Source organism: Stenotrophomonas sp., assembly GCF_032056425.1.
Taxonomy (GTDB): Bacteria; Pseudomonadota; Gammaproteobacteria; order Xanthomonadales; family Xanthomonadaceae; genus Stenotrophomonas.
Genome location: NZ_DAMBCN010000003.1, coordinates 40,614 through 65,826, shown reverse-complemented (window position 1 = coordinate 65,826; position 25,213 = coordinate 40,614). Strand labels below are relative to the sequence as shown.

Annotated in this window: 23 protein-coding genes and 1 other RNA gene; 6 read left to right on the top strand and 18 right to left on the bottom strand. The window is 68.1% G+C overall.

Features of this window, described 5'->3' with window-relative positions:
- Window positions 1–123 precede the first annotated feature (123 nt).
- The 14 genes from ftsZ to mraZ form a co-directional block, all read right to left on the bottom strand.
- A complete protein-coding gene (gene ftsZ / locus RTY46_RS03090; protein ID WP_108748533.1) occupies window positions 124–1,359 on the bottom strand; it encodes a cell division protein FtsZ in 1,236 nt (411 codons plus the stop codon).
- A 167-nt stretch (window positions 1,360–1,526) separates the two neighbouring features.
- Window positions 1,527–2,762 (bottom strand): cell division protein FtsA, encoded by a 1,236-nt coding sequence (gene ftsA / locus RTY46_RS03085; RefSeq protein ID WP_079220634.1) that lies wholly within the window; start codon window positions 2,760–2,762, stop codon window positions 1,527–1,529.
- Window positions 2,759–3,505 carry a cell division protein FtsQ/DivIB gene (locus tag RTY46_RS03080; RefSeq protein WP_312706619.1) on the bottom strand — a complete coding sequence of 249 codons (747 nt, stop codon included), beginning with the start codon at window positions 3,503–3,505 and terminating at the stop codon, window positions 2,759–2,761. Before RTY46_RS03080 ends, ftsA begins: the two co-directional genes overlap by 4 nt.
- Complete coding sequence (locus tag RTY46_RS03075; RefSeq protein ID WP_312706618.1) at window positions 3,502–4,464, bottom strand: D-alanine--D-alanine ligase; 963 nt, start codon at window positions 4,462–4,464, stop codon at window positions 3,502–3,504. The genes RTY46_RS03080 and RTY46_RS03075 overlap by 4 nt, the downstream gene beginning before the upstream one ends.
- The gene (gene murC, locus RTY46_RS03070) at window positions 4,461–5,897 is read right to left on the bottom strand and encodes a UDP-N-acetylmuramate--L-alanine ligase (protein ID WP_312706617.1); all 1,437 of its coding nucleotides are present in this window, start codon (window positions 5,895–5,897) and stop codon (window positions 4,461–4,463) included. The genes RTY46_RS03075 and murC overlap by 4 nt, the downstream gene beginning before the upstream one ends.
- A 40-nt stretch (window positions 5,898–5,937) precedes the next feature.
- Entirely contained in the window at window positions 5,938–7,035 is a 1,098-nt protein-coding gene (murG, locus tag RTY46_RS03065; protein WP_312706616.1) for an undecaprenyldiphospho-muramoylpentapeptide beta-N-acetylglucosaminyltransferase, read from the bottom strand.
- The gene (ftsW, locus tag RTY46_RS03060) at window positions 7,032–8,372 is read right to left on the bottom strand and encodes a putative lipid II flippase FtsW (protein ID WP_312706615.1); all 1,341 of its coding nucleotides are present in this window, start codon (window positions 8,370–8,372) and stop codon (window positions 7,032–7,034) included. Before ftsW ends, murG begins: the two co-directional genes overlap by 4 nt.
- Window positions 8,373–8,374: 2 nt before the next feature.
- Window positions 8,375–9,460 carry a phospho-N-acetylmuramoyl-pentapeptide-transferase gene (gene mraY, locus RTY46_RS03055; RefSeq protein ID WP_108752178.1) on the bottom strand — a complete coding sequence of 362 codons (1,086 nt, stop codon included), beginning with the start codon at window positions 9,458–9,460 and terminating at the stop codon, window positions 8,375–8,377.
- Window positions 9,450–10,844 (bottom strand): UDP-N-acetylmuramoyl-tripeptide--D-alanyl-D-alanine ligase, encoded by a 1,395-nt coding sequence (murF, locus tag RTY46_RS03050; RefSeq protein WP_312706614.1) that lies wholly within the window; start codon window positions 10,842–10,844, stop codon window positions 9,450–9,452. The genes mraY and murF overlap by 11 nt, the downstream gene beginning before the upstream one ends.
- Complete coding sequence (locus RTY46_RS03045) at window positions 10,841–12,340, bottom strand: UDP-N-acetylmuramoyl-L-alanyl-D-glutamate--2,6-diaminopimelate ligase (RefSeq protein WP_312706613.1); 1,500 nt, start codon at window positions 12,338–12,340, stop codon at window positions 10,841–10,843. Before RTY46_RS03045 ends, murF begins: the two co-directional genes overlap by 4 nt.
- Window positions 12,337–14,184, bottom strand: coding sequence for a penicillin-binding protein 2 (locus tag RTY46_RS03040; protein WP_312706612.1), 1,848 nt, complete (start codon window positions 14,182–14,184; stop codon window positions 12,337–12,339). Before RTY46_RS03040 ends, RTY46_RS03045 begins: the two co-directional genes overlap by 4 nt.
- Window positions 14,181–14,444, bottom strand: a complete 264-nt coding sequence (gene ftsL / locus RTY46_RS03035) for a cell division protein FtsL (protein ID WP_312706611.1) — start codon at window positions 14,442–14,444, stop codon at window positions 14,181–14,183. The genes RTY46_RS03040 and ftsL overlap by 4 nt, the downstream gene beginning before the upstream one ends.
- Complete coding sequence (gene rsmH, locus RTY46_RS03030) at window positions 14,441–15,409, bottom strand: 16S rRNA (cytosine(1402)-N(4))-methyltransferase RsmH (protein WP_312706610.1); 969 nt, start codon at window positions 15,407–15,409, stop codon at window positions 14,441–14,443. Before rsmH ends, ftsL begins: the two co-directional genes overlap by 4 nt.
- 14 nt (window positions 15,410–15,423) lie before the next feature.
- Entirely contained in the window at window positions 15,424–15,870 is a 447-nt protein-coding gene (gene mraZ / locus RTY46_RS03025) for a division/cell wall cluster transcriptional repressor MraZ (protein ID WP_004143635.1), read from the bottom strand.
- A 323-nt stretch (window positions 15,871–16,193) separates the two neighbouring features.
- Between mraZ and RTY46_RS03020 the strand changes: the two genes are divergently transcribed.
- Window positions 16,194–16,982, top strand: a complete 789-nt coding sequence (locus RTY46_RS03020; RefSeq protein WP_312706609.1) for an NRDE family protein — start codon at window positions 16,194–16,196, stop codon at window positions 16,980–16,982.
- 107 nt (window positions 16,983–17,089) lie between these two features.
- Here the strand turns inward: RTY46_RS03020 and rnpB are convergent.
- From rnpB to rsmI, 4 genes are all read right to left on the bottom strand, one after another.
- An RNA gene (rnpB, locus tag RTY46_RS03015) (RNase P RNA component class A) lies at window positions 17,090–17,441 on the bottom strand.
- A gap of 84 nt (window positions 17,442–17,525) precedes the next feature.
- A complete protein-coding gene (locus tag RTY46_RS03010) occupies window positions 17,526–18,335 on the bottom strand; it encodes a PDZ domain-containing protein (protein WP_312706608.1) in 810 nt (269 codons plus the stop codon).
- Window positions 18,336–18,454: 119 nt separating this feature from the next.
- The gene (locus RTY46_RS03005) at window positions 18,455–19,090 is read right to left on the bottom strand and encodes a DUF6058 family natural product biosynthesis protein (RefSeq protein WP_312706607.1); all 636 of its coding nucleotides are present in this window, start codon (window positions 19,088–19,090) and stop codon (window positions 18,455–18,457) included.
- 227 nt (window positions 19,091–19,317) lie between these two features.
- Window positions 19,318–20,136 (bottom strand): 16S rRNA (cytidine(1402)-2'-O)-methyltransferase, encoded by an 819-nt coding sequence (gene rsmI, locus RTY46_RS03000; RefSeq protein ID WP_199932236.1) that lies wholly within the window; start codon window positions 20,134–20,136, stop codon window positions 19,318–19,320.
- Window positions 20,137–20,217: 81 nt separating this feature from the next.
- On the opposite strand from rsmI, the gene RTY46_RS02995 reads away from it, so the two are divergent.
- From RTY46_RS02995 to RTY46_RS02975, 5 genes are all read left to right on the top strand, one after another.
- Window positions 20,218–21,939: a penicillin-binding protein activator gene (locus tag RTY46_RS02995; RefSeq protein WP_312706606.1), complete on the top strand. Its 1,722-nt coding sequence runs from the start codon at window positions 20,218–20,220 to the stop codon at window positions 21,937–21,939.
- Window positions 21,902–22,297, top strand: a complete 396-nt coding sequence (locus RTY46_RS02990) for a YraN family protein (protein WP_312706605.1) — start codon at window positions 21,902–21,904, stop codon at window positions 22,295–22,297. Before RTY46_RS02995 ends, RTY46_RS02990 begins: the two co-directional genes overlap by 38 nt.
- Window positions 22,297–22,905 carry a metal-dependent hydrolase gene (locus tag RTY46_RS02985; RefSeq protein WP_312706604.1) on the top strand — a complete coding sequence of 203 codons (609 nt, stop codon included), beginning with the start codon at window positions 22,297–22,299 and terminating at the stop codon, window positions 22,903–22,905. Before RTY46_RS02990 ends, RTY46_RS02985 begins: the two co-directional genes overlap by 1 nt.
- Window positions 22,902–24,287: an FAD-linked oxidase C-terminal domain-containing protein gene (locus RTY46_RS02980; protein ID WP_312706603.1), complete on the top strand. Its 1,386-nt coding sequence runs from the start codon at window positions 22,902–22,904 to the stop codon at window positions 24,285–24,287. Before RTY46_RS02985 ends, RTY46_RS02980 begins: the two co-directional genes overlap by 4 nt.
- A 458-nt stretch (window positions 24,288–24,745) precedes the next feature.
- Window positions 24,746–25,168: a hypothetical protein gene (locus RTY46_RS02975; RefSeq protein WP_312706602.1), complete on the top strand. Its 423-nt coding sequence runs from the start codon at window positions 24,746–24,748 to the stop codon at window positions 25,166–25,168.
- Window positions 25,169–25,213: the final 45 nt, after the last annotated feature.

The window sequence follows — 25,213 nt, the reverse complement described above, 5'->3', positions numbered from 1 at the left end:
AACGTCTGTACAGACGCCGGTGGGACCGCGTGAAGCAAGGCGGCCGGGCCCATCCTGGCCCGGCGCCCGCATTTCAGGACATGGTGGCGCAACCCGGGGGGGACAAGCCCCGGGCGACCCCGCTCAGTCCGCCTGGCGGCGCAGGAACGCCGGGATGTCCAGGTAATCGTTCGGCAGTTCTGCCGCCGCCGGCGACGAAGCGCTCGGCGCCGACGGGGTCGACGCGGCCACGCTGTCGCTGCTGGCACGACGCAGGCCCAGGCCCATGCCACCCACCGCCTTGGACACGGCATCGCCGCCGTTGTCGAAGTCGCCGAATTCCGGCTGGCCGGTGGTCGCGTTGCGCACCAGCTTGATCGGTGCACGCTCGCCCGGGCGCTGGCTCTTGCTGGCCGAAACGCGGTTCAGGCCGGTGGCGACCACGGTCACGCGCACTTCGTCCTGCATGTCCGGGTCCAGCACGGTGCCGACCACCACGGTGGCGTCTTCGGAAGCGAAGCCATCGATGGTGCGGCCGATCTCGTCGAACTCGGCCATGGTGAAGTCGGCGCCGGCGGTGATGTTGACCAGGATGCCATTGGCACCGGCCAGGTTCACATCGTCCAGCAGCGGGTTCTGGATCGCCGATTCGGCGGCGGCCTGGGCGCGGTCATCGCCACGGGCGGTGCCGGTACCCATCATCGCCAGGCCCATTTCGGACATGACGGTGCGCACGTCGGCGAAGTCGACGTTGATCAGGCCCGGGCGCACGATCAGGTCGGCGATGCCCTGCACGGCGCCCTGCAGCACGTCGTTGGCCGCGCGGAACGCCTGGATCATGGTGGCGTTGCGGCCCAGCACGGTGATCAGCTTTTCATTGGGAATGGTGATCAGCGAGTCGCAGTGCTGGCTCAGTTCCTCGATGCCCTTCAGCGCCACCTGCATGCGGCGACGGCCTTCGAACGGGAACGGCTTGGTGACCACGGCCACGGTCAGGATGCCCATTTCCTTGGCCAGCTGGGCCACCACCGGTGCTGCGCCGGTGCCGGTGCCACCGCCCATGCCGGCGGTGATGAACACCATGTCCGCGCCCTGCAGGGCATCCATGATGCGCTCGCGGTCTTCCAGCGCGGCCTGGCGGCCCACTTCCGGATTCGCGCCTGCGCCCAGGCCCTTGGTGACGTTGGTACCCAGCTGCAGCTGCAGCTTGGCACCGCAATTCTTGATGGCCTGCGAGTCGGTGTTGGCGGTGATGAATTCCACGCCGTCCACTGCCGAGTTGACCATGTGCGCCACGGCATTGCCGCCGCCGCCGCCCACGCCAACCACCTTGATCACCGCATTGGGTGCCATCTTTTCGATCAGTTCAAAATGCGCCATGTCCGTGTCCTCGTTGTATCCGCTTTCGGTGGCATGGGCGTTCAGGCCTCCTGCCTTTGCGCGTCATGTTGCCGTTGCGGCTGTGTGGGTTGTGTGTTGCCTTGAAGCGGTAGTGCGGGTGTTGCGGGTGTTGCGACCGGGCATGCCCGGGTACTGCAGGTTGCGCGTCAGAACTCGCCGCGGAACCAGGTCTTCAATTTCTTGAACATGCTGCCGGCGCGCCCGGTGGGCAGCGACGGGCGACGCGGGTGTTCGTTCTGGCTGCCCATCAGCAGCAGGCCCACGCCGGTGGCATGCACCGGGTTGCCCACCACTTCGCCCAGCCCGGTCACGTGCTGCGGAATGCCCACCCGTACCGGCATCTGCAGCATTTCCTCGGCCAGTTCGACCACGCCTTCCATCTTCGATGCACCACCGGTCAGCACCAGGCCGGCGCGCACCAGTTCCTCGAAGCCGGAGCGGCGCAGTTCGGCCTGCACCATCTCGAAGATTTCCTCGTAGCGGCCCTGCACTGCCTGCGCCAGCGAATGGCGCGGCATGCGGCGCGGCGGGCGGTCGCCCACCGACGGCACCTGGATGCTTTCCTCGGCTGTGGCCAGCTGGGCCAGCGCGCAGGCATAGCGCACCTTGATCTGCTCGGCTTCCGGGGTGGGCGTGCGCAGCATGTGCGCGATGTCGTTGGTCACGTGGTCGCCGGCAATCGGCAGCGAAGCGGTGTGGCAGATCGCGCCCTGCACGAACACCGCGATATCGGTGGTGCCCGCGCCCATGTCCACCAGCACCACGCCCAGCTCCTTCTCGTCGGCGGTCAGCACGGCCACGCTGGAGGCCAGCGAGGACAGCACCAGGTCGTCCACCTGCAGGCCGCAGCGCTGCACGCACTTGCTGATGTTGGCCGCCGCCGACTGTGCGCACACCACCAGGTGCGCATGCACTTCCAGGCGCACGCCGGTCATGCCCACCGGGTTGCGGATGCCTTCCTGCGAATCGTCCAGCACGTACTCGCGCGGAATGGCATGCAGAATCTTCTGGTCGGCCGGAATGGCCACGGCCTTGGCCGCGTCCAGCACGCGATCCAGGTCGCCCCAGGTCACTTCACCGTCGCGGATCGGCACGATGCCCGGCGAGTTCTTGCACTGCACGTGGTTGCCGGAAATGGAGGCGTAGACCGAACGGATCTCGCAGCCGGCCATCAGCTCGGCCTCTTCCACCGCGCGCTGGATCGACTGCACGGTCGATTCGATGTCCACCACCACGCCGCGCTTCAGGCCGCGCGATTCATGCGAGCCGATGCCGATCACTTCGATCGGGTTGCCCGGCGAATACTCGCCCACCAGCGCCACCACCTTGGAGGTGCCGATATCCAGGCCGACGATCAGCGATTTGTCACCCTTGCGATTCATGTCCTTTCCTGCGTCCTTCGTGCCGGGGTGGCCGGCGCGTCGGCCGGGGGCGGGGTGCCCCAGCTCAACGTGAAACCATTGGTATAGCGGAGGTCCGCCCGTTCAATCGGTGCGGCCTGGTTGGCCAGCTGCGGCAGCACGCGCACGAAGCGCTGCAGGCGCGAGCGGGCATCGTCGCGGCCCACCACCACTTCGGTGCCATTGCTCAGCAGCAGCGACCAGCTGCCGCGCGCATCCATGCTCAACCGGCGCACGTCCACGCCGGCCGGTGCGAACAGTGCGCGCGAATCGTTGTAGAGCTTCACCACTTCTTCGGTCTGGCTGTCCGGGCCGTCCAGCTCGGGCAGCTGCAGGTCGGCCAGCTTCTTCGGCGTGGGGAACAGCTTGCCCTGCTCGGACAGCAGGCGGTCGTTGCCCCAGCGTGCGAACGGCTTGTGCTCGACCACGGTCACTTCCAGCACATCCGGCCACTGCTTGCGCACGCGCGCGCTTTCCACCCAAGGCAGCTTTTCCAGCGCGTCCTGTGCATCCTGCAGCTTCACCGCGAAGAAACCAGCGTGTGCATACGGCAGCAGCACCTGCTGCAGCTGTTCCGGCGGCACGCGCTTGAACTCACCGTGCACGCGCAGCTTCGCCAGCGGCCAGCGCTCGGCGCCGACCCAGCCATTGACCACGGCCACCACCGGCAGTGCGACCACCGACAGCGCCAACAGCCAGACGAAGATGCGCAGCACCGCGTTCATGCGTGCGATGCCTCCAGGGTCTGTTCCAGCACGCGCCACACCAGTTCCTCGAAACCGATACCGGCCTGTGCGGCGGCCTTGGGCACCAGCGAATGGCTGGTCATGCCCGGGGCGGTGTTTACTTCCAGCAGGAAGAAGCGGCCGCTGGCGCGGTCACGCATCACGTCCACCCGGCCCCAGCCACGGCAGCCCGCCGCGCGGAATGCGGCCAGCGCGACGCGGCCGATCTCTTCCTCGTCGGCGCCTTCCAGGCCCGGGCACAGGTACTGGGTGTCTTCGGCGATGTACTTGGCGTTGTAGTCGTACCACTGGCCCTTGGGCACGATGCGGATCGACGGCAGTGCCACATCGCCCAGGATGGCCACGGTCAGTTCGTCGCCCAGCACCATCTGTTCCATCAGCAGCTGGCCGTCGTAGCGCGCGGCCAGGGCCACCGCTTCGTCCAGGCCGGCGTCGTCGGTCACCCGGCTGATGCCCACGCTGGAACCTTCGTTGGCCGGCTTCACCACCACCGGCAAGCCCAGCTCGGCCGCGTTGGCATGCACGTTTTCTGCGGTCACCTTGCGGTACTGCGGGGTCGGCAGGCCCAGCGACAGCCACACCTGCTTGGTGCGGATCTTGTCCATGCTCAGCGCCGAACCCAGCACGCTGGAGCCGGTGTACGGCACGCCGAAGGCGTCCATCAGGCCCTGCACGATGCCGTCCTCACCGCCACCGTTGTGGCCATGCAGGATGTTGAACACGCGGTCGATGCCACCGGCGGCCAGCGCCTTGGCCAGCGCCGGAATGCCATCGACGGCGAACGCATCGACACCGCGTGCCTGCAGCGCTTCGAGCACGTTGCGGCCGGAATCGAGCGAGACCTCGCGCTCACTGGACGTGCCGCCCAGCAGCACGGCCACGCGGCCGAACACGGCCGGGTCGGTGCTGCGCAGCGGCGGGAAGGTCAGCGTGCTCACGCCTGGCCCTCCACCTTGAAACCGTCCACCGCGATCTGGCTGGCCACGGCGCCAATGTCGCCGGCACCCATCATCAGCAGCAGGTCACCGTCCTGCAGCACGTCCGGCAGCACGCTGGCCAGCTCGGCGGCCTTGCCCACCACTACCGGCTCGCTGCGGCCGCGCGCACGGATGGCGCGGGCCAGCGCATGCGAATCGGCACCGGCAATCGGTTCCTCGCCGGCGGGGTAGACCTCGCTCAGCACCAGCGCATCCACGCTGGACAGCACCGCCGCGAACTTGTCGAACTGGTCGCGGGTGCGGCTGTAGCGATGCGGCTGGAAGGCCACCACCAGGCGCTTGTCGGTCCAGCCGCCGCGCGCCGCGGCGAACACTGCCTCCAGCTCGCTGGGGTGATGACCGTAGTCGTCGATGATGCGCACCTTGGCGCCACTTGCGGTGGTCACTTCGCCCAGGTCGTTGAAGCGGCGGCCCACGCCGGCGAAGCTTTCCAGCGCGCGGGCGATCGCATCCGGGGCCACGCCCAGCTGCCAGCCCACCGCCGCAGCGGCCAGTGCGTTCAGCACGTTGTGCTTGCCCGGCAGGGCCAGCACCACTTCCTGGCTGGTGCCCTGCGGCAGGCGCAGGGTGAAGCGCATGCGCGAACCTTCCTGCACCACGTTTTCCGCACGCACGTCGGCCTGCGGGCTCATGCCGTAGCTCATCACGTGGCGCGGGGTCTTGGCGGCCAGCGCGGCCACTTCCGGGTCGTCGATGCACAGCACGGCCAGGCCATAGAACGGCAGGCGCTGCAGGAATTCGGCGAACGCGGCCTGCACGCGGGCAAAGTCGTTGCCGTAGTTTTCCAGATGGTCGGCATCAATGTTCGTGATGATCGACATCAGCGGGTTCAGGCGCAGGAAGCTGCCATCGCTTTCGTCGGCCTCGGCCACCAGCCACTGGCCACCGCCCAGCTTGGCGTTGGCACCGGCGGCCAGCAGCTGGCCACCGATCACGAACGTCGGGTCCAGGCCGCCTTCGCTCAGCACCGCCGCGGTCAGGCTGGTGGTGGTGGTCTTGCCATGGGTGCCGGCCACGGCGATGCCGCGGCGGAAGCGCATCAGCTCGGCCAGCATGGCCGCGCGGGGCATGATCGGAATGCGCTGGCTGCGCGCTTCCATCAGTTCCGGGTTGTCTTCACGGATGGCGCTGGACACCACCACGCAGTCGGTACCCAGCACGTTGGCGGCGGAGTGGCCGCGCATGATGCGCGCCCCCAGCCCGGCCAGGCGGCGGGTGGCCGCATTGTCGGCGTTGTCCGAACCGGACACTTCATAGCCCAGGGTCAGCATCACTTCGGCGATGCCGCTCATGCCGGTGCCGCCGATGCCGACGAAATGCACGCGCGGGAACGCGCGCACCAGATCGTTGGTGTCATGCAGGCGGCGGATCATGCGTGGCCTCGCGCGTGGCAGGCGCTATGGCAGGCCTTCTTCATACTGCTTCCTCAAGAATGATATCGGCGATGCGCTCGGCGGCATCGACCTTGGCCAGAGCACGCGCGGCTTGCGCCATCTGCATGCGGCGGGCGGGATTTTCGGACAGTTCGCGCAGCAGTGCGGCAATGCCGTCGGCCAGCGTTCCGTCCTGCTTCAGCAACACGGCCGCGTTGCGCTCCACCAGATATTCCGCGTTGCGGGTCTGGTGGTCATCCACGGCGGCGGGGAATGGCACCAGCACACTGCCCACGCCCACCGCGCACAGCTCGGCCAGGGTGGATGCGCCGGAACGGCACACCACCAGGTCGGCCCAGGCGAAGGCGTCGGCCATGTCGGCGATGAACGGTGTGATCTCAGCCTGCACACCGGCCTTGGCATACGCCTCGACCGCTTCGGCATGCATCTTCTCGCCACTCTGGTGGCGCACCTGCACCGCCACGCCGGCACCCAGCGCGGCAATGGCCTGCGGCACGCCGGTGTTCAGCGCACGTGCGCCCTGGCTGCCACCGACCACCAGCACGCGCAGCGGACCGTGGCGGTCGGCGAAGCGCTGCTCCGGCGGTGCGATGGCGGCGATGTCCGCGCGCACCGGGTTGCCGACGAACTCCTCGCCCTTGGCGAAGGTGCCGGGGAAGCCGGTCAGCAGGCGGCGCGCATAACGCGACAGGATGCGGTTGGTCAGGCCCGGCGCACGGTTCTGCTCGTGCACGATCAGCGGCAGGCCATGCAGGCGCGTGGCCATGCCTCCGGGACCGGAAGCGAAGCCACCGAAGGCAACCACCGCGCGCGGCTGGCGCTGGCGGATGATCATGCCGGCCGCGCGCAATGCGCGCATCAGCCGCCACGGTGCGGCCAGCAGGGCCAGCTTGCCCTTGCCGCGCAGTCCGGTGATGGCCAGCGTGTCGATGTGAATGCCGTGCTGCGGCACCAGGCGGGTTTCCATGGCGCCGTCGGCGCCCATCCAGGTCACCGGCACGCCACGCTCGCGCAGCACGCGGGCCACGGCCAGGCCGGGGAAGATGTGACCGCCAGTACCACCGGCCAGGATCATCACCGGGCGGTTGTTGGCCGTGGTGGTCGGGGCGGCGCTCATGACAGCCTCCCGAAGGTCGGTTCAATGCGCGACTGCAGGCGGCTGGTGCCACGCGCAGCCGCCGCCGGCGCTGCCGCAGCCGCCGTGCTGGCCGCAGCGTTGGCCATCGAAGGCGTCGCGGCCGGTGCGGTCGCGGCTGCCGGCGCGCTGGCCGCTGCTACCGGTGCGCCTTCGTCGGCCGCGCCGATGCGCACGGCCTGGCGGCGCTCGGCACGTTTGAGTTCATAGGACACGCGCAGCAGCAGGCCCATCGCCACGCAGGTCATCAGCACCGACGAACCGCCGGAGGAGATGAGCGGCAGGGTCAGGCCCTTGGTCGGCAGGATGCCCAGGTTCACGCCGATCGAGACGAAGGTCTGCATGCTGATCCACAGGCCGATGCCGAAGGCGATGTAGCCGGAGAAGTGGCGCTTCATTTCCACGCAGCGCATGCCCAGCCAGAAGGTACGGCCCACCAGCAGTGCATACAGGGCAATGATCACGCAGGTACCCAGGAAGCCGAATTCCTCGGCGGTGACCGAGAAGATGAAGTCGGTATGTGCTTCGGGCAGGTAGTACAGCTTCTGCACCGAATTGCCCAGGCCCACGCCGGTCCACTCACCGCGTCCAACCGCCATCAGCGCGTTGGACAGCTGATAGCCGTCGCCCTGCTGGTCGGCCCACGGGTCCAGGAAGGAGGTGATGCGGCGCATGCGGTACGGCTCGATGATCGCCAGCGCGCTCATGCCCACCAGGCCGATCACCACCGGCATCGACATGCGCGGCATGTTCACCCCGCCCAGCACCAGCATGCCGGCGGTGATCGCCAGCAGCAGGGTGGACGAACCGAAGTCGGGCTGCAGCAGCAGCAGCACCACCAGTGCACCGGCCACGCCCAGTGGCTTCAGCATGGCCGGCCAGGTCGCGTTCACTTCGTCGCGGAAGCGCACCAGGTAGCTGGACAGCCACACGATGTACAGCACCTTCACTGCTTCGACGGTCTGGAACTTGGAAATGCCCAGGTTGATCCAGCGACGGGCGCCGTTCACGCTGCTGCCCAGGCCGGGAATGAACACCACCAGCAACAGCGCGAAGCAGCCCAGCAGCAGCACCTGGTTGTACTGCTCGATCGACTTCAGTTCGGTGCGCGCGGCGATGACCGCCAGCACGATGCCCACCGCCAGGAAGATCAGGTGGCGATTGAGGTAGTAGAACGGGCTGCTCATCAGCGCGATCGAACTGGACGCCACCATCACCACGCCCACGCCCGTGAGCGCGATGATCGCGCCCAGCAGCCACTTGTCGTAGCTGCCTTCGATGGCCTCAAGGCGGGTTGCCTGGCGGGACAGGTCGTTCATGCTCAGCGCACCTTCAACGTGGCCAGGCCGATCAGCACCAGCACCACCGAGATGATCCAGAAGCGCACGATCACGCGCGGTTCGGGCCAGCCCTTCAGCTCGAAGTGGTGGTGGATGGGTGCCATGCGGAACACGCGCTTGCCGGTCAGCTTGAACGAGGCGACCTGGATCATCACCGACAGCGTTTCGATGACGAACACGCCGCCCATGATCACCAGCACCAGCTCCTGGCGGGTGATCACTGCAATCGTGCCCAGCACCGCGCCCAGCGACAGCGCGCCGATATCGCCCATGAACACCATGGCCGGATAGGTGTTGAACCAGAGGAAGCCCAGGCCCGCGCCGGCGATGGCCGCGCAGATGATGACCAGCTCACCGGCGCCGGGAATCTGCGGAATCTGCAGGTAGTTGGCGAACACCACGTTGCCCGAGGCATAGGCGAACACGCCCAGCGCGCAGGCCACCAGCACCGTGGGCATGATCGCCAGGCCGTCCAGGCCGTCGGTCAGGTTCACCGCATTGGAGAAGCCGACGATCCAGAAGTAGGCGATGGCCACGAAGCCGATGCCGGCCAGCGGCAGCGCCACCGATTTGAACATCGGGATGTAGAAGGTCAGCGCTGCCGGCACGTCGGCGGTCTGGAACAGGAAGATGCCCGCGGCCAGACCGAAGATCGACTGCAGCAGGTACTTCCAGCGCGACTTCAGACCGTTCGGGTCGCGGCGCACGATCTTGATCCAGTCGTCATACCAGCCGATGGCACCGAAGCACAGCATGACCGCCAGTACCAGCCACACGTAGCGGTTGCGCAGGTCGGCCCACATCAGCACCGACAGGGTGACGGTGAGCAGGATCAGCGAACCGCCCATGGTGGGCGTGCCGGCCTTGGAGAAATGGGTCTGCGGGCCGTCGGTACGGATCGGCTGGCCGCCCTTGAACTGGGCCAGCCGGCGGATCACCGCCGGGCCAAGCCACAGCGACAGGAACAGCGCCGTCAGCGCGGCCAGGATCGCGCGGAAGGTCTGGTAGTTGAACAGCCCGAACAGGCTCTCCAACTGCTGCAACCATCGAGCCAGTTCATACAACATGCGGGGATTCCTCTCCTTGCGCCAGCAGCGCTTTGACGATCAGGTCCATGGCACTGCCACGGGAACCCTTGACCAGGCAGCGCACACCAGCGTGCAACTCGTCCTGCAGCGCCTTTGACAGCGCATCATGGGTGGCGAAATGGCGGCCACCTTCACCGAAGGCAACCGCGGCGGCGGCGCTGAGCGGGCCCAGCGCGTACAGACGCTTCAGACCGGCCGCGCGGGCGCGCAAGCCGGCCTGCGCGTGCAGGGCCTCGGCATCGGGGCCCAGCTCGCGCATGTCACCCAGCACCAGCCAACCCTCTTCCGGCGCAGCGGCCAGGGCATCGATGGCCGCGGCCAGCGAACCGGGGTTGGCGTTGTAGCTGTCATCGACCAGCACCGCACCACTGTGCAGGGTGTGGGCGATCTGGCGGCCCGGTACCGGCTGCGCGGCGGCCAGGCCCGCGGCCACCAGGTCCAGGCCGATGCCTGCACCCAGTGCCAGGCTGGCAGCGGCCAGTGCATTGCTGAGGTTGTGGCGGCCCGGCAGACCCAGCACCACGCCCACCTCGCCCTGCGGCGACACCAGGGTGAACTGGCTGCCCTGCGCACCGGCGCGGATATCGCGCGCGGTCACCTCGGCGCTGTGTTCCAGGCCATAGCGCAGCACCCGGCAACGGGCCGGGGTACCGATGAAATGCTGTTCGAACCAGCGACCGTAGGCATCGTCCACGTTGATCACCGCCACGCCATCGGCCGGCAGCGCTGCGTAGATCGCGCCCTTGGTGACCGCAACGCCGAGCAGGCTGCCCATGCGTTCAAGGTGCGCCGGTGCGATGTTGTTCACCAGCGCGTAGCGCGGGCGAGCGATGTCGGTCAGGTAGGCGATGTCGCCCGGCTTGCCGGCGCCCATCTCGTAGACGGCGTAGTCGGCATCTTCCGGTGCATCGATCACCGCCAGCGGCAGGCCGATCTCGTTGTTGCGGTTGCCGGGGTTGGCGTACACCACTTTGTGGGCGTGCGCGGCCACCTGCTGCAGGATCGACAGCAGCAGGCTCTTCACGCTGGTCTTGCCATTGCTGCCGGTGATCGCGAACACCTCGGTGCCACGATCGCGCTGCATGCCTGCAGCGATCTTCGCCAGGGCCAGTTCGCTGTCGGCCACCAGCACCTGCGGCACGTCCAGCGGCAGCAAGCGCTCGACCAGCAGCGCGCTGGCGCCGCGTGCGTGCGCATCGGCGGCGAAGTCGTGGCCGTCGAAACGCTCGCCGCGCAGGGCGACGTACAGGCTGCCATTGCCCAGGCTGCGGGTGTCATTGCTGACCGCGTCGATGGCCACGTCGTCGCCGTGGATCTCGCCACCGGCCCAGTGCGCGATCAGCGAAAGCAGGGTGCGCTTCATGCCGCGCCCTCGCCTGCCAGCACACCGGCCTTGGCAGCCAGCGCGGCCGCCGACACTTCGGTGTCGTCGAAGTCGTGGCGCACGCCGTTGACTTCCTGGTAGGGCTCGTGGCCCTTGCCGGCGATCAGGATGATGTCGCCGGCACCGGCGCGCTTCACCGCCAGGCCGATCGCCCGCGCGCGGCTGCGCTGCACGGTCACGGCCGAAGCATCGGTGAACCCCGCCAGGATATCGGCCACGATCACGTCGCCGTCTTCGCCACGCGGGTTGTCATCGGTCACGATGACCTGGTTGGCCAGGCGCTCGGCAATGGCGGCCATCTGCGGGCGCTTGCCGGTATCGCGCTCGCCACCGCAGCCGAACACGCAGTACAGCGTGCCCTGCAGGTGGCCGTGCAGGCTGTCCAGCGCCTGTTCCAGCGCATCCGGGGTGTGTGCGTAATCAACCACCACGGTGGGCAGGCCGTTCTCGCCGCCCAGACGGTTCATGCGGCCACGGATCGGCTGCAGCGCGGACAGCACGGCGGCAATGCGCTGCGGCGGCTGGCCCAGCGCATGCAGGCTGCCGGCCACCGCCAACAGGTTGTCCACGTTGAAGCGGCCCAGCAGCGGCGACTGCACCGCAGCGCGCGCGCCGTCGATGACCAGTTCGAAGCCGATGCCGCGGCCATCCAGCTGCAGGCCTTCGGCACGCACACTGGCACCGGTGGCACCGCGCGAGCTCAGGCCGATGGCCTGCACGCTGGCCGGCAGGCCCGCGAACAGTTCACGACCGAACGCATCATCCAGGTTCACCACCGCGGCCTTCAGGCCCGGGCGATGGAACAGCCGCGCCTTGGCTGCACCGTAGCTGGCCATGTCGCCGTGGTAATCCAGATGGTCGCGGGTGAGGTTGGTGAACACCGCCACGTCGTAGTGCACGGCATCCACGCGGCCCTGGTCCAGCGCGTGCGAGCTGACTTCCATCGCCACCGCACGTGCGCCGTCGTTGCGCAGCTGCGCCAGCAGCGCATGCATCTGCAGCACCAGCGGGGTGGTGAAGCCGGTCGGCTCGACCGCACCATAAAGTCCGGCGCCCAACGTGCCGATACTGCCACTGGGCGTACCGAGCAGGTGCCAGGCCTGGGCCAGCAGCTGCACGGTGGATGTTTTGCCGTTGGTACCGGTCACGCCCACCATCGTCATCGCACGCGAGGGCGCACCATGGAACTGGTCGGCCATGGCGCCGAGGCGTGCGCGCAGGCCGGGCACGGCGATGGCATCGGCCGGCGCCGGCAGCTCGACCGGGGCCGGCGGTTCAAACAGGATGGCGCTGGCACCGGCGGCGCGGGCCTGTTCGACAAAGCCGAGGCCATGCGCGCCGAAACCGGCGATGGCGACGAAGGCATTGCCGGGGCGCACGGCACGGCTGTCCAGCACCAGGCCGGTCAGAACGGGATCGTTGCCCGCCAGGGCAACATCCGGAAGCAACTGCGAAAGCAACATCGAAGGACTCATTGCGTGCCTCCCGCGGGCGGGGCCGGCACAGGGTTCTGCGCGCTGGGCAGCGCGGCGTCGAATTCGGCGGCGGCATCGGCCGGCAGCGCGGCCTCGGCCGGCGGCGCCGGCAGGATGGAGGCCGAATGCCCCATCTTTCCGGACTGCTGGGCAGCCAGCCACGACTGCAGGTCGTCCAGCGGGACGTCCATCAGGCGCAGGGTGCCTTCCATCACGTTGTGGTACACCGGCGCCGACACCAGGCCGCCGTAGAACTTGCCGCCCTGCGGATCGTTGATGACGATGACGGTGGCGAAACGCGGGTTGGTGGCGGGCACCACGCCGGCAAACAGCGAGTTGTAGTGGCCACGCTCGTAACCGCCGGGGCCGGCCTTGCGCGCGGTGCCGGTCTTGCCGGCCACGTGGTAGCCCAGCACGGCGGCCTGCTTGGCGCCGCCCTGGGTCACCACCGTTTCCATCATGGCCACCACTTCCTTGGCCACGGCCGGATCGATGATCTGCTTGCCTTCGTTGCGCTGGCCCTTCACGAAGGTCGGGGCGATCAGCTTGCCGCCGTTGGCCAGGGCCGAATAGGCCGTGGCGATCTGCAGCGGGGTGACATTCAGACCGTAGCCGTAGGACATGGTGGTCTTGGACGTACCCGACCAGCGCGCCGGTCGCAGCACCACGCCACCGGATTCACCCGGGAAACCGCTGTGCGGCACCGAACCGTAGCCGAAGCTGCGGATCGAATCGTAGAAGGTCTGGTCGGGCAGCTTGGCCGCAACCTTGGCAGCGCCCACGTTCGAACTGCGGGTGATCACGCCGGTCACGTTCAGCACGCCGTTGTTGCGCGGCACGTCGCGGATGGTGAAGCGGCCCAGGGTCATGTAACCCGGGTTGGTGTCGATGATGGTGTCCTTGGTCACCACCCCGGCCTGCAGCGCCGTGGCGATGGTCAGCGGCTTCATCGTCGAGCCCGGCTCGACCAGGTCGGTCACGGCGCGGTTGCGGCGCGTGTCCGGCACCGCACCGTTCAGCGAATTCGGGTTGTAGGTGGGCAGGTTGACCATGGCCAGGATCTCGCCGGTGGCCACGTCCATGATCACCATCGAACCGCCGGCCGCCTTGTTGGCCACCAGCGCGTTGCGCAGTTCCTTGAAGGCCAGGTACTGGATGCGGCGGTCGATGCTGAGGGTCAGGTCCTTGCCCGGCTCGGCGGCGCGCAGCAGGTCGCTCTCCACCGTCTCGCCCTTGCGGTTGCGGATCACCCGCTTGGCGCCGGCCTTGCCACGCAGCCATTCGTCGAAGGCCAGCTCCAGCCCTTCCTGGCCGCGGTCGTCGATGTTGGTGAAACCCAGCACGTGCGCCATCGCCTCACCCTGCGGGTAGAAGCGGCGGAACTCGCGCTGCGCGGCCACGCCCGGAATCTTCAGCGCGACCACCTTCTCTGCATCGTCCGGATTGATCCGGCGGCGCAGGTACATGAATTCCTTGTCCGACTTCTGCGACAGGCGGCTGCTCAGCTCGTCCACCGACATGCCGACCGCCTGGGCCAGCTCGGGGATGCGCTCGGGCGCACGCAGCAGGTCCTGCGGGTTCACCCAGATCGAGGCGACCGGAGTGGACACCGCCAGCGGCTCGCCGTTGCGGTCGGTGATCATGCCGCGCGAGGTCTTGATCGGCAGCTCGCGCAGGTAACGCGCTTCGCCCTGGCGCTGGTAGAAATCGGCGTTGACGATCTGCACGTAGGCCGCGCGACCGACCAGCGAGACCGAGCACAGGCCCAGTGCCAGCGCGACCCAGCGCAGGCGCTGGCGCAGGTTGAAGGTATTGCGCGGGCGGTTGCGGCCGGCCTTGCTCATGGGCGCACCACCACCACGTCGGCGGCTTCAGGAAACTTCATGCCCAGCTTTTCGCGCGCGATGCGGTCCACCCGGTTGGCTTCGGCCAGGGTGGCCTGTTCCAGCTGCAGGCGGCCAAATTCCAGATTGATGTCATCGCGTGCGCGCTCAGCGCGCGACAGCTCGATGAACGTCTGCCGGTGACGGTGACGCACGAACACGACGCCGATCGCCGAGGCCACGGTGCAGGCCAACAGGATGATCAGCAGCAGCCGGCTCATGCATCGGCCTCCCGCTTCTGGGCCACGCGCAGCACGGCGCTGCGGGCACGCGGGTTGGCGGCCAGTTCTTCGTCGGTGGCCTTGATGGCGCCGCCGATCAAATCCAGGGTCGGCACGAACACCTCTGCTTCGGGCAGGCGGCGGTTGGCCGGCGGCGCCTTGGCCAGGCGGTTCATGTACTGCTTGACGATGCGGTCTTCCAGCGAATGGAAGCTGATCACCGCCAGACGGCCGCCGGGCTTGAGCCGTTCCACGGCCGCATCCAGGCCGGCTTCCAGATCGGCCAGCTCGCGGTTGATGTGGATGCGGATGGCCTGGAAGCTGCGCGTGGCCGGGTGAATCTTGTCCTTGCCACGCGGCATCACCGAGGCGATCAGCTCGGCCAGTTCGCCAGTACGGGTGAAGGGCTGCTTCTCGCGACGGGCGACGATGGCCCGGGCGATGCGGCGGCTCTGCCGCTCTTCGCCGTAGGTCCACAGCACGTCGGCGATCTCGCGGTCTTCTACGCGGTTGATCCACTGCGCCGCGCTTTCGCCGCTGTCCGGGTCCATGCGCATGTCCAGCGGGCCATCCTTGCCGAAGCTGAATCCACGCTCGGCCACGTCCAGCTGCGGCGAAGACACGCCGAGGTCGAACAGCACGCCATCCAGTCCCTCGGCCGTCTCGTTCCACTGCAGCAGCTGGGCGAAGCTGCCACGGAAGATGGACACGCGCGGGTCCGGCGCGAAATCGCGCTCGGCTACGGCAATGGCTTCCGGATCCTTGTCCATGACCAGCAGGCGCCCCTCGGGACCGAGCTGGGTAAGCACGCCACGGGCATGACCGCCACGACCGAACGTGCCATCCAGATAACGTCCGTTTTCGATCACCCTCAGGCCTTCAATGACCTGGGTGTACAGGACCGGCAGGTGCACCGCCGGCGACTGCGACACCGGAAGGTGACCGGTCTGCGCTTCTGGGCGCATCCGGGCACCCCGGCTCACAACTTCAGGTCGAGAAGCCCATCACCCAGATCCTCGTCAGACAATGTCTGCTGGATCAGGGCCCGATGTGCCTGCTCGCTCCACAATTCAAACTTGTCGCCCATACCGAGCAATACCGCCTTCTTTTCAATGCCCACCGCACCGCGGTGGCTGGCGGGAATGCTGATACGACCGTTGCCGTCGAGCTCGAGGTGGGCGGCCGAGCCGACCAGCTTCTGCTGCAACAGGCGCACGACGCGCTGGGTGTTGGGCTTGGACATCACATCGTCGCGGACCCGTTCCCATTCCGACTCTGCGTACAGCCACAGGCAGCCGGCTTCGAACGGGTTGTAGGTCAGGACAAGACGGTTGTTGCTGGCACGCGCGACCAGGTCGCGATAGGCGGTGGGAACCGCCATGCGTCCTTTGTCGTCAACTGTGATGGCCGTCTCGCCCTGGAACACGACGCGTGCACCCTTCCTTCGCCCGGTGAAACATTGAACCACGAAAACCCACAAAACACCCGGATTTCCCTCTGATGCCCACCTTAGCAGCGGGCCAAGGGTTGTCAACACCTTTTCAGCAGGGAAATCGCCTGCCGCATCAATGGCTTGCAGCAATGTTTAGAGAATTGTTCAAGGCTTATCCACAAGTTGCTGATCCGTCTCAATTTTTGAGATTGAACCGAAGTTCAGGGGCGTGTAGACGGCGTGAAACATTGACCGCGCATTCATCCGGAACGCGCTGAAAGCGACGCCAGACTGCGCAAACCGGGCACAATGACGCCATGTGCCTGCTTGCTCTTGGCTGGCTTCAGCACCCGCGCTGGCGGTTGGTGATGGCCGGCAACCGCGATGAGTTCCACGCCCGCCCCACGGCGGCGCTGGCCCCCTGGGACAACGAACCGGCGATCATCGGCGGGCGCGACCTGCGCTCGGGCGGTGGCTGGGCAGCGGTAGGCGCGGCGGGCCGCATGGCGGTGGTCACCAACGTGCGCGACCCGCTGGCGGCACAGAACGGCCCGTCGCGTGGCGCGCTGGTGGCCGATTTCCTGCGCGGGCAGGACCCCGCCGGCGTGCACATGGACCGGTTGGCCGCCGTGGCCAGCGCGTACGCACCGTTCAACCTGCTGCTGGCCGACGGCACCACCCTGGAATACCTGGGCAACCACCCCGCCGAACGGCAGACCCTGGGGGCCGGCGTGCATGGCATGTCCAACGGCGCGCTGGATGCCCCCTGGCCAAAGACCCGCCGGCTGATGGCCGCGCTCTCGGCCTGGCTGGACGCCGACGGGGTCGGATCCCTTTCGCAAAGCGAAAGGGCTCTGACCCCGGATCCGGCCCCACTCTGGGATGCCCTGGCAGACGAACACCGCCCGGCCGACAGCGACCTGCCCGACACCGGCATCGGCCTGGAGCGCGAACGCTGGCTGAGCCCGGCCTTCATCCGCGGTGACGACTACGGCACCCGCGCCAGCACCCTGCTGCTGATCGACCACGACGGTCATGGCCAGATGCACGAGCGCCGCTTCGGCGCGCAGGGCGCGTTCCTCGGCGAAAGCCGCGTCACATTCTAGGTAGAGTCGAGCTTGCTCGACTGTCTTTACGCGGGGCAATGCAGTCGAGCAAGCTCGACTCTACGCAGGAGCTGCACCATGCGTGAGCGTGCCTGGCTCGAAAAAGGTGGCGGAGCCGGCCGATAAGCCGGGTTCTGTCGTGGACAGTCATTCCTCTAGGCGTTACGTCACCGCAACGCTCAAGCAACCTACCCGGATCCAACGCGGGCCGCGCCAAAGGATCCCTATTTGGTCTTGCTCCAGGTGGGGTTTGCCGTGCCGGTCTGTTACCAGACTCGCGGTGCGCTCTTACCGCACCATTTCACCCTTACCGGCCTTCCGAAGAAGACGTAGGCGGTATCTTTCTGTTGCACTTTCCGTCGGCTTGCGCCGCCCAGGCGTTACCTGGCACCTTGCCCTATGGAGCCCGGACTTTCCTCGGCACCCCCGAAGGGATGACGCGACTGTCTGGCCGGCTCCGCCAGCGCATAGTCTAGCTTACGCGCGGCCTTCCTGCCGGGTTGATCGCGGCACGCGACGCTTGCATTCACGCATGGCGTAGAGCTACTGGCCCTTTTCCTGAACCAGTACTGCCGCCCGTGACTCCAGCACCACCACTACCGTCAGTTCGCGCACCTGCGGCTGCGAACCGTTCCACTCCGTACGCCGCACGCGCACCTCCACACGGTCACCCGGCGCGTGGGCTTTCAACGCCTGGCCGACACCGAACACGGTTTTCACCCGGGTGCCTGCCACCACCAACACTTCATCACCCTTGCGAAGCCCCGCCCGGCGGGCCGGGCCTGGGCCAGGCTCGGACTCGATCAAGGCCGGCCCACCCATCTGAACGCCGAGGACCGGACGCAGCGCGTCGCTGCGCGTATCCCCTTCCCCCGCCCGTTCGCGCGCCAGCTCAGCGGCGCCCAACAGGGCATCGTCCAGCCCCGCATCGAAATAGGGCGCGTTGCCCACGAACGCGGCACATTGCCACGGCGCACGCTCAGGCACCTGCGTGCGCCCCGCGCGCAGGGCCCGCTGCAGCTCGCGCCACTGCGCCGCGCTGACGTAGCGCTGCTGGCCGCCCACCAACTGCTGGTAGGCGGCCTCGACCTGTTCGCGGTTGTCGGTGGCCGACTGCAGACACGCGTCGTAGTTTTCCAGCGCTTCGCGTGCCGTCCGGTAGATCAGGTAGGTGCCGTAATCGCCTGCCGACGGCAACCGTCTGAACTCCACCAGCCCGGGATCGAACAGCTGATAGCCCACGTAGTCCGGGCCCAGGGCGGCCTCGGTGAGGGGCTCGGTGTCGCCGCCAGCGACGGCCTGGGCGGGCACGCCAGCCAGCGCCAATAGCAGCGGCAGTGTGGTTGCCAACATGTTCCTTTCCTCCATGAAGCGAATTACGGGGCGTCTGCCCTTTTCGCCCCATCATTCCGCAGATCGGCCCGCGTTCCAATACACGCCCTGGGAATGTGCTGCGCAGCCGTGCACGCCACTCAGGACGGCGTGCGCAGCTCCCGCCGGAGATCATCCACCAATCGTTTTCGACTGCTGCGATCGTACTCGGCAGGCGAGAATGGCATCGACGCCTGCGCGTACGCGTCGATCAGTGCCAGCAGCGCGTGCCTGTCGACACGTGCGTCCAGAGCCGTGCGTTCATCACTGAGGAGTGCGAGCAGTTGTTCCTGCAGCAGTTCCTTTCTGGCAATACCGCCTCCGGTAGACGGGTCGGCGACACACAGACCGAAGGTGCCGTTGAAGAAGTGCGGGAGCAGCAGTTCGGCCTTTTCGCGCGCCCTGTCAGCACCTCCAGGCATGCCTGACATGTAGTCTGCGAGCTCCTGCAGAAGTACGGACGTCACGGTCGCCCGCTCAGCCCCAGGTGGCGCACTGTCGGCGATGCGCGTCCAGCGCGCGCACTCGGTTCGGAAGTACTCCCCGGCAAGGGGCTCACGGATGGCAATGGCGCCGAAAACCGCAGATCGGATGGCGCCGTCCCCGCAGGTGTAGGTCGGCTCCGGCACCGCCCCCATTGAAACCAGGCGGCTGAGCCGATCTTCTGACACGTTGCAGAACGCGGCGAACACGGCCTTTGGCATGAAATGCGCTTGCAGATAGGCACTCAACGACATCTGGGACAGTCGCTCCCTGAACGTAGGGGAATGAAGCGCGTCACCAACACGCTTGCGGCGCAGGAGTATCCGCACACACTCAACGGACCTCAACCTCGTTCTACAGGACGCCCGGCGATGCCCGGCGTTGCGGGGCTCTGATGACCTGACGCCGATCGGGCATTGATGCCGATCGCGACATCCTTGCATTCCCGCCGCGCTACGCGCTCGCCGGGCATGGCCCGGCGCTACCGGCCGTACAACGCCTTGCGCGGGGCGCCGGTCAGCTCGGCGGCCAGCTTGGCGGCGGTGGACGGCGGCAGGTGCTCGCTCAGCTTGGCGTACACCCGGCGCCCCTCCGCCAGCTTGGCTTCTTCATCATCGCCGGCGCCCTGCACCATCACCACAAACTCGCCCTTGCGCTGGTTGTCGTCGGCTTCCACCCGCGCCAGCAGGTTGGCCAGATCGCCATCGAGCACGGTCTCAAACAGCTTGGTCAGTTCGCGCGCCAGCACCGCCGGGCGCTCGCCGCCGAAGATCGCGGCCATGTCGGCCAGCGATTCGGCGATGCGGTGAGAGGATTCATAGAACACCATCGTGCGCACCTCACCGGCCAGCGCCTGCAGGCGGTCGCGGCGACCGCTGGCCTTGGCCGGCAGGAAACCCTCGAAACTGAAGCGGTCGCTGGGCAGGCCGGCCACGCTGAGCGCGGCAATGGCGGCGCAGGCGCCGGGAATGGGGCTGACCTTGATGCCGGCCGCGCGGGCCGCGCGTACCAGGCGGAAGCCGGGGTCGCTGACCAGCGGGGTGCCGGCATCGCTCACCAGCGCCAGCGACTCGCCGGCCTGCAGCCGCGACACCAGGCGCTGCGCCAAGGCCTCTTCATTGTGTTCGTGCAGGGCCACCAGCGGCTGCTGGATGCCGAAATGGGACAGCAGCTGGCCGCTGCGGCGGGTGTCTTCGGCACAGATGGCCGCCACCGAGCGCAGCACCTCCTGCGCGCGCGGGCTCAGATCGGCCAGGTTGCCGATCGGCGTGGCGACGACGTACAGGGTTGGCACACTCATTTCAGCGGTACTCACGGGGCAAGGGTAGAATCGTAGCGTGTACCTGGCCAAGGCCGCTGCCCTCATCGCATGGACCCGATCATGAACAAGCCCGCCGCACGGATCTCCGCCCTGTCGCTCTCGCTGATGCTGCTGGCCGGTTGTGCCACCACCAGCCTGACCAGCGCCCCTGAATCGCCGGCCCAGAGCCAGGCGCTGGCGCTGATCGATCAGGGCAAGCCGCGCGAGGCCGCCCTGCAGCTGGAAGCGCAGGCCGCGACCCTGCGCGGCACCGCCCGCAGCAATACCCTGGCCGATGCGGCCTGGGCCTGGCACCTGGCCGGTGACAGCGCCCGCGCGCGCAGCCTGCTGGGCCAGCTGACCGCCCGCCAGCTGAGCGGTGCCAGCCTGCAGCGCTTCCAGCTGGCCAGCGCCGAGCTGGCCCTGGCCGACAAGCAGCCGGCGCAGGCCTTGGCCCTGTTGAAGGAGCACGGCGATAGCGTGCACCCCAGCCTGCGTACCCGTTGGTATCTGGCCCGCGCCAGCGCCCTGCAGGCCAGCGGTGACAGCTTCGCCGCCGCCACCGAGCGTGCCCGCGCCCATGCCGGTCTGACCGGCACCGCCCGCAACGAGAACCAGGCCGCTATCGCCGGTCTGCTGGGCACGCTGGACGATGCCACGCTGCGCAGCCGCGCCGCCGCACTGCCGGCCAACGACCCGCTGTACAACTTCGCCGGTCGCGCCCTGATTGCGCGCGGCCTGCCGCTGCCGCGCCCGTTCGACCGCGACGGCGCGGCCCAGTTCGACACCAGCAAGCGCCCGCCGGCCATGAGCGATGGCTACCGCCCGCCGGCGAAGATGGCCGTGCTGCTGCCGCTCAGCGGCCGCCTGGCCACCGCGGCACAGCCGGTGCGTGATGGCCTGCTGGCGGCGTACTACGGCGAAAGCCGGCGCCGCCCGGACATCAACTTCTTCGATACCGCCGGCACCCCGGCCGGCGCCCTGGCCGCCTATGACAAGGCGGTCGCTTCGGGCGTCGATTTCGTGGTCGGCCCGCTGGGCCGCGACGAAGTGGACGCGGTGTACGGCCGCGCGCAGCTGCCGGTTCCGGTGCTCGGCCTGAACCGCGGCAAGGACGCGCCGCCGGCCGGCAGCGCCGGGTTCTCGCTGGCGCCGGAGGACGATGGCATCGTCGCCGCCGAATACCTGCGTGGCCGCGAGCGCAGCAAGGCGCTGGTGATCAACAGCAGTGACGACACCGGCCGCCGCGCCGCCGCCGCCTTCGCGCAGCGCTTTGCCCAGCGCGGTGGCACGGTTGCCGCCACTGTCAGCATCAGCGACGCGGTGGGTGATGTGGGCGCCCAGGTCCGCAACGCGGGCCAGGTCGATGCCGTGTTCCTGGCCGTGCGTGCACCGCAGGCCCGCCTGCTGGCCCCGCAGCTGGCCCTGGCCGGTGCCGGCGGCGCCACCCGCGTTGGCACCTCGCAGCTGACCACCGGCAGCGGCAAGGTGGAAGAAGACGTGGCGCTGGACGGCATCATCTACCCCAACGAAGCCTGGAACGTGCGCAGCGTGTCCGGCCTGCCCTCGGCCGCCCAGGTGGCGCAGACGCTGCCCAGCGCGCGCGGTGCGGCCAGCCGCCTGTTCGCCTTCGGCGCCGATGCCTGGAAAATCAGCGCCTACCTGGAAAAGCTGTCCAACGAAGGCGGCCTGGATGGCGCCACCGGCACGCTGTACCTGGACAGCAATGGCAACATCCTGCGCCAGCCGGCGTGGTCCACCTTCAGTGGTGGCCGCCCGATGCCGATCGCCGGTGGTCGCTGAGCATCTGCAACGGGGCTCGGCGGTGGAAGCCGCCGCCGAGCAGTACCTGCAACAGGCCGGATTGCAGCCGCGCGCACGCAACGTGCGCTACCGCGGCGGTGAACTGGACCTGGTGATGGACGATGCGGGCACCGTGGTGTTCGTGGAAGTGCGCTACCGCGCGCGTTCGGACTTCGGTGGCGGCGCCGCCTCGGTGGACGCGCGCAAGTGCCGCCGCCTGGCCCATGCCGCGCAGCTGTACCTGCAGGACCATCCTGCCCTGGCCAACGCGCCCTGCCGTTTCGATGTGGTGGAAGCCACGGGCGAGCCCCCACAGTTGCAGTGGCTGCGCGACGCCTTCCGTCTGGACGATTGCTGATGCCTTCGATCATGACCCACGCTGCCGTGCCACTGGCGTTGTGGTGTGCTGCCGATCGCGGCCGCATTCCACCGTGGCTGCTGGGCGCTGGCGTGGTCGCCGCAATGCTGCCCGATGCCGATGTGCTGGCGTTCGCACTGCACATTCCCTATGCCGATGCCTTCGGGCATCGCGGGGCCAGTCATTCGTTGTTGTTTGCCGGGGTGTTGGCGGCGCTGGCAGCGTTGGCGGCGTTCTTTGGTAGTCGCCGACCTTGGTCGGCGGTTTCGTGCCAACCAAGGTTGGCACCTGCCACGGCGCGGCCAACGGTGGCGTCCACCGTGCAGGCGGCGGTATTCGTCTTCATCTGCGCAGCCAGCCATCCGCTGCTGGATGCAATGACCTCCGGCGGGCTGGGCGTCGCCCTGGCCTGGCCGTGGAGCGAGCATCGCTTCTTTGCACCCTGGCGGCCGATCCGCGTTTCACCGTTTGCCCCGCAGTTCTTCAGCGCGCGCGGCCTGGCCACGCTGCTGTCCGAGCTGCGCTGGGTATGGCTGCCGCTGGCCACCGCCGTGGTTGCCTGGAAACTGATCCAACCCGCCCCTGCCGTCCCCCGGAACCCCTCATGAGCACTGCCCTGCCTGCCGCCCTCGTTGCCGAACTGTCCACCCTGCTGGGCACGGAGGGCTGGCGCATGGATGACGGTGCGCTGGAGGCCAACGCGCAGGACAATTCCTGGCGCCGGCAGCGCCCGGAAGCCGTGGCGCTGCCGGCCGACATCGAACAGGTGCAGGCGCTGGTGCGCGCCTGCCGCACGCACGGCGTGGCCCTGGTCGCGCGTGGCGCCGGCACCGGCACCACCGGCGCGGCGGTGCCGCAGCCGGGCAGCATCGTGCTGTCCTTCACCCGCATGGACCGCATCGTCGAGATCCGCGCCGGCGACCGCTGCGCGGTGGTGCAGCCGGGCGTGTTGAACGGCACGCTGCAGCAGGCACTGGCGCCGCACGGCCTGTTCTGGGCACCGGACCCGTCCAGTGCCGAGATCTGCAGCGTGGGCGGCAACCTGGCCTGCAACGCCGGCGGCCCGCGCGCGGTGAAATACGGCACCAGCCGCGACAACGTGCTGGGCCTGGTCGCCGTCACCGGCACCGGTGAAGTCATCCGCTGTGGCGGCGCCTACACCAAGGACGCCACCGGGTACGACCTGACCCACCTGCTGGTGGGCAGCGAAGGCACGCTGGCATTGATCGTGGAGGCCACCCTCAAGCTGACCCCGCTGCCGGTCAGCCAGGCCGGCCTGCGCGTGCTGTACCGCGATGCCGATGCAGCCGCTGCAGCGGTGTCGCGCCTGATGTCGCAACCGGTGGTGCCCACGCGACTGGAATTCATGGATGCCCGCAGCCTGGAGCTGCTGCGCCTCAATGGAGCCGAGGTGCCTGAGGCTGGCGCGATGCTGCTGGTCGAAGCCGATGGTGACCACGACACCCTGCCCTACCTGCTGCAGGCGCTCGCAACCGCCGCCGAGGGCGACGGCATGATCGAACTGGACGTGGCGATGGAAGGCCGCGCCCGCGACCAGCTGTGGGCCGCGCGCAAGGCGCTGTCGCCTGCACTGCGCAGCGTTGCACCGGGCAAGATCAACGAAGACGTGGTGGTGCCTGTCTCGCGCATTCCCGACCTGGTAGCCGGGGTGCAGGCACTGGCGCGCGAGTACACGCTGACCATCGTCACCTTCGGCCATGCCGGTAACGGCAACCTGCACGTCAACATCCTCTACCACCCGGAAGACGCCGACGAAAACGCGCGCGCACATGCGGCGCTGCCGAAGATCTTCGAACTGACGCTGGCGCTGGGTGGCACGTTGTCAGGCGAGCATGGCATCGGCCTGGCCAAGCGCGATTTCATGGCGCAGGCGTTCACCCCGGCCACGCTGGCGACGATGCGCGCGATCAAGGCCGCGCTGGACCCAGACGGCATTCTCAACCCGAGCAAGGTGCTGCCAGCGGCATAGCCCGCCCGCAATCCTGTAGAGCCGAGCCCACGCTCGGCTGGCGCGCCCGCGCAAAACGCAGCCGAGCATGGGCTCAGCTCTACAACAGCTGTCGCGATCTGCACGCTCGTGCGACCGCTGCCGCCCCGCTGCAAACATTCGTAATTCTTCTACCTTTCCAACTTTTCTCATTGGGCGGCAGGCGTTTGCCATCCACGATGAGCAGGCCACCGACAACGGGTGGCACGGGCTTCCAATCCCGTTCGAATAGTGTTGTTTACGCTTGTCTGTCGGCGTCGCGCATCCCCTGTGCGTGGCGCCGGCAGACAATCCGTCCGCGCCTCCATGGCGGGCGGTGCGTGGGGGCCTCGTGCCCGCCGGTGTTTGACAACACTTTCCCGGTATTGGAACCACGCACCGTCCGCCACCCTCGCCTTCCCGCGCGGGTGGCGTCCTGCTTCATGCACAAGGACGCCCAGATGACCACGACCAAGTACCCCTTCCTGTTCGCCACCCTGGGCGACGCCGCCGCGCGCCTGCCCGACGATCTGGCGCGCACGCTGGAAAGCACGCTGGCCGCCACCGATGCCGCCAACGCCCCCGAACGCACGCCCGAGAGCATCACCGTTCTGAACTGCCTGCGGCGCATCCGCCAGGTGGAAGCGGCCAACGGCCAGCCGTGGCCGAACGATGGCCACACGCCCGGCCAGAGCATGGCGCTGGCCCGCATCGACCGCGCCAATGCCGGGCAGACCTTCCTGCTGGAACTGCTGCACGCCATCGAACGCACGCGCGTGGATGGCGACGAAGCGGAACAGGTGGGTGATGGCACACGCGAAGGGCTGCTGTTTGCTTGCCGTGCGTTGGCCGAATACGTGGATGTGCAGCTGCGCGCGGCGTGAGGGGACACATACAAGGGGTCAGAGCGCTTTGCGTTGCAAAGGGAT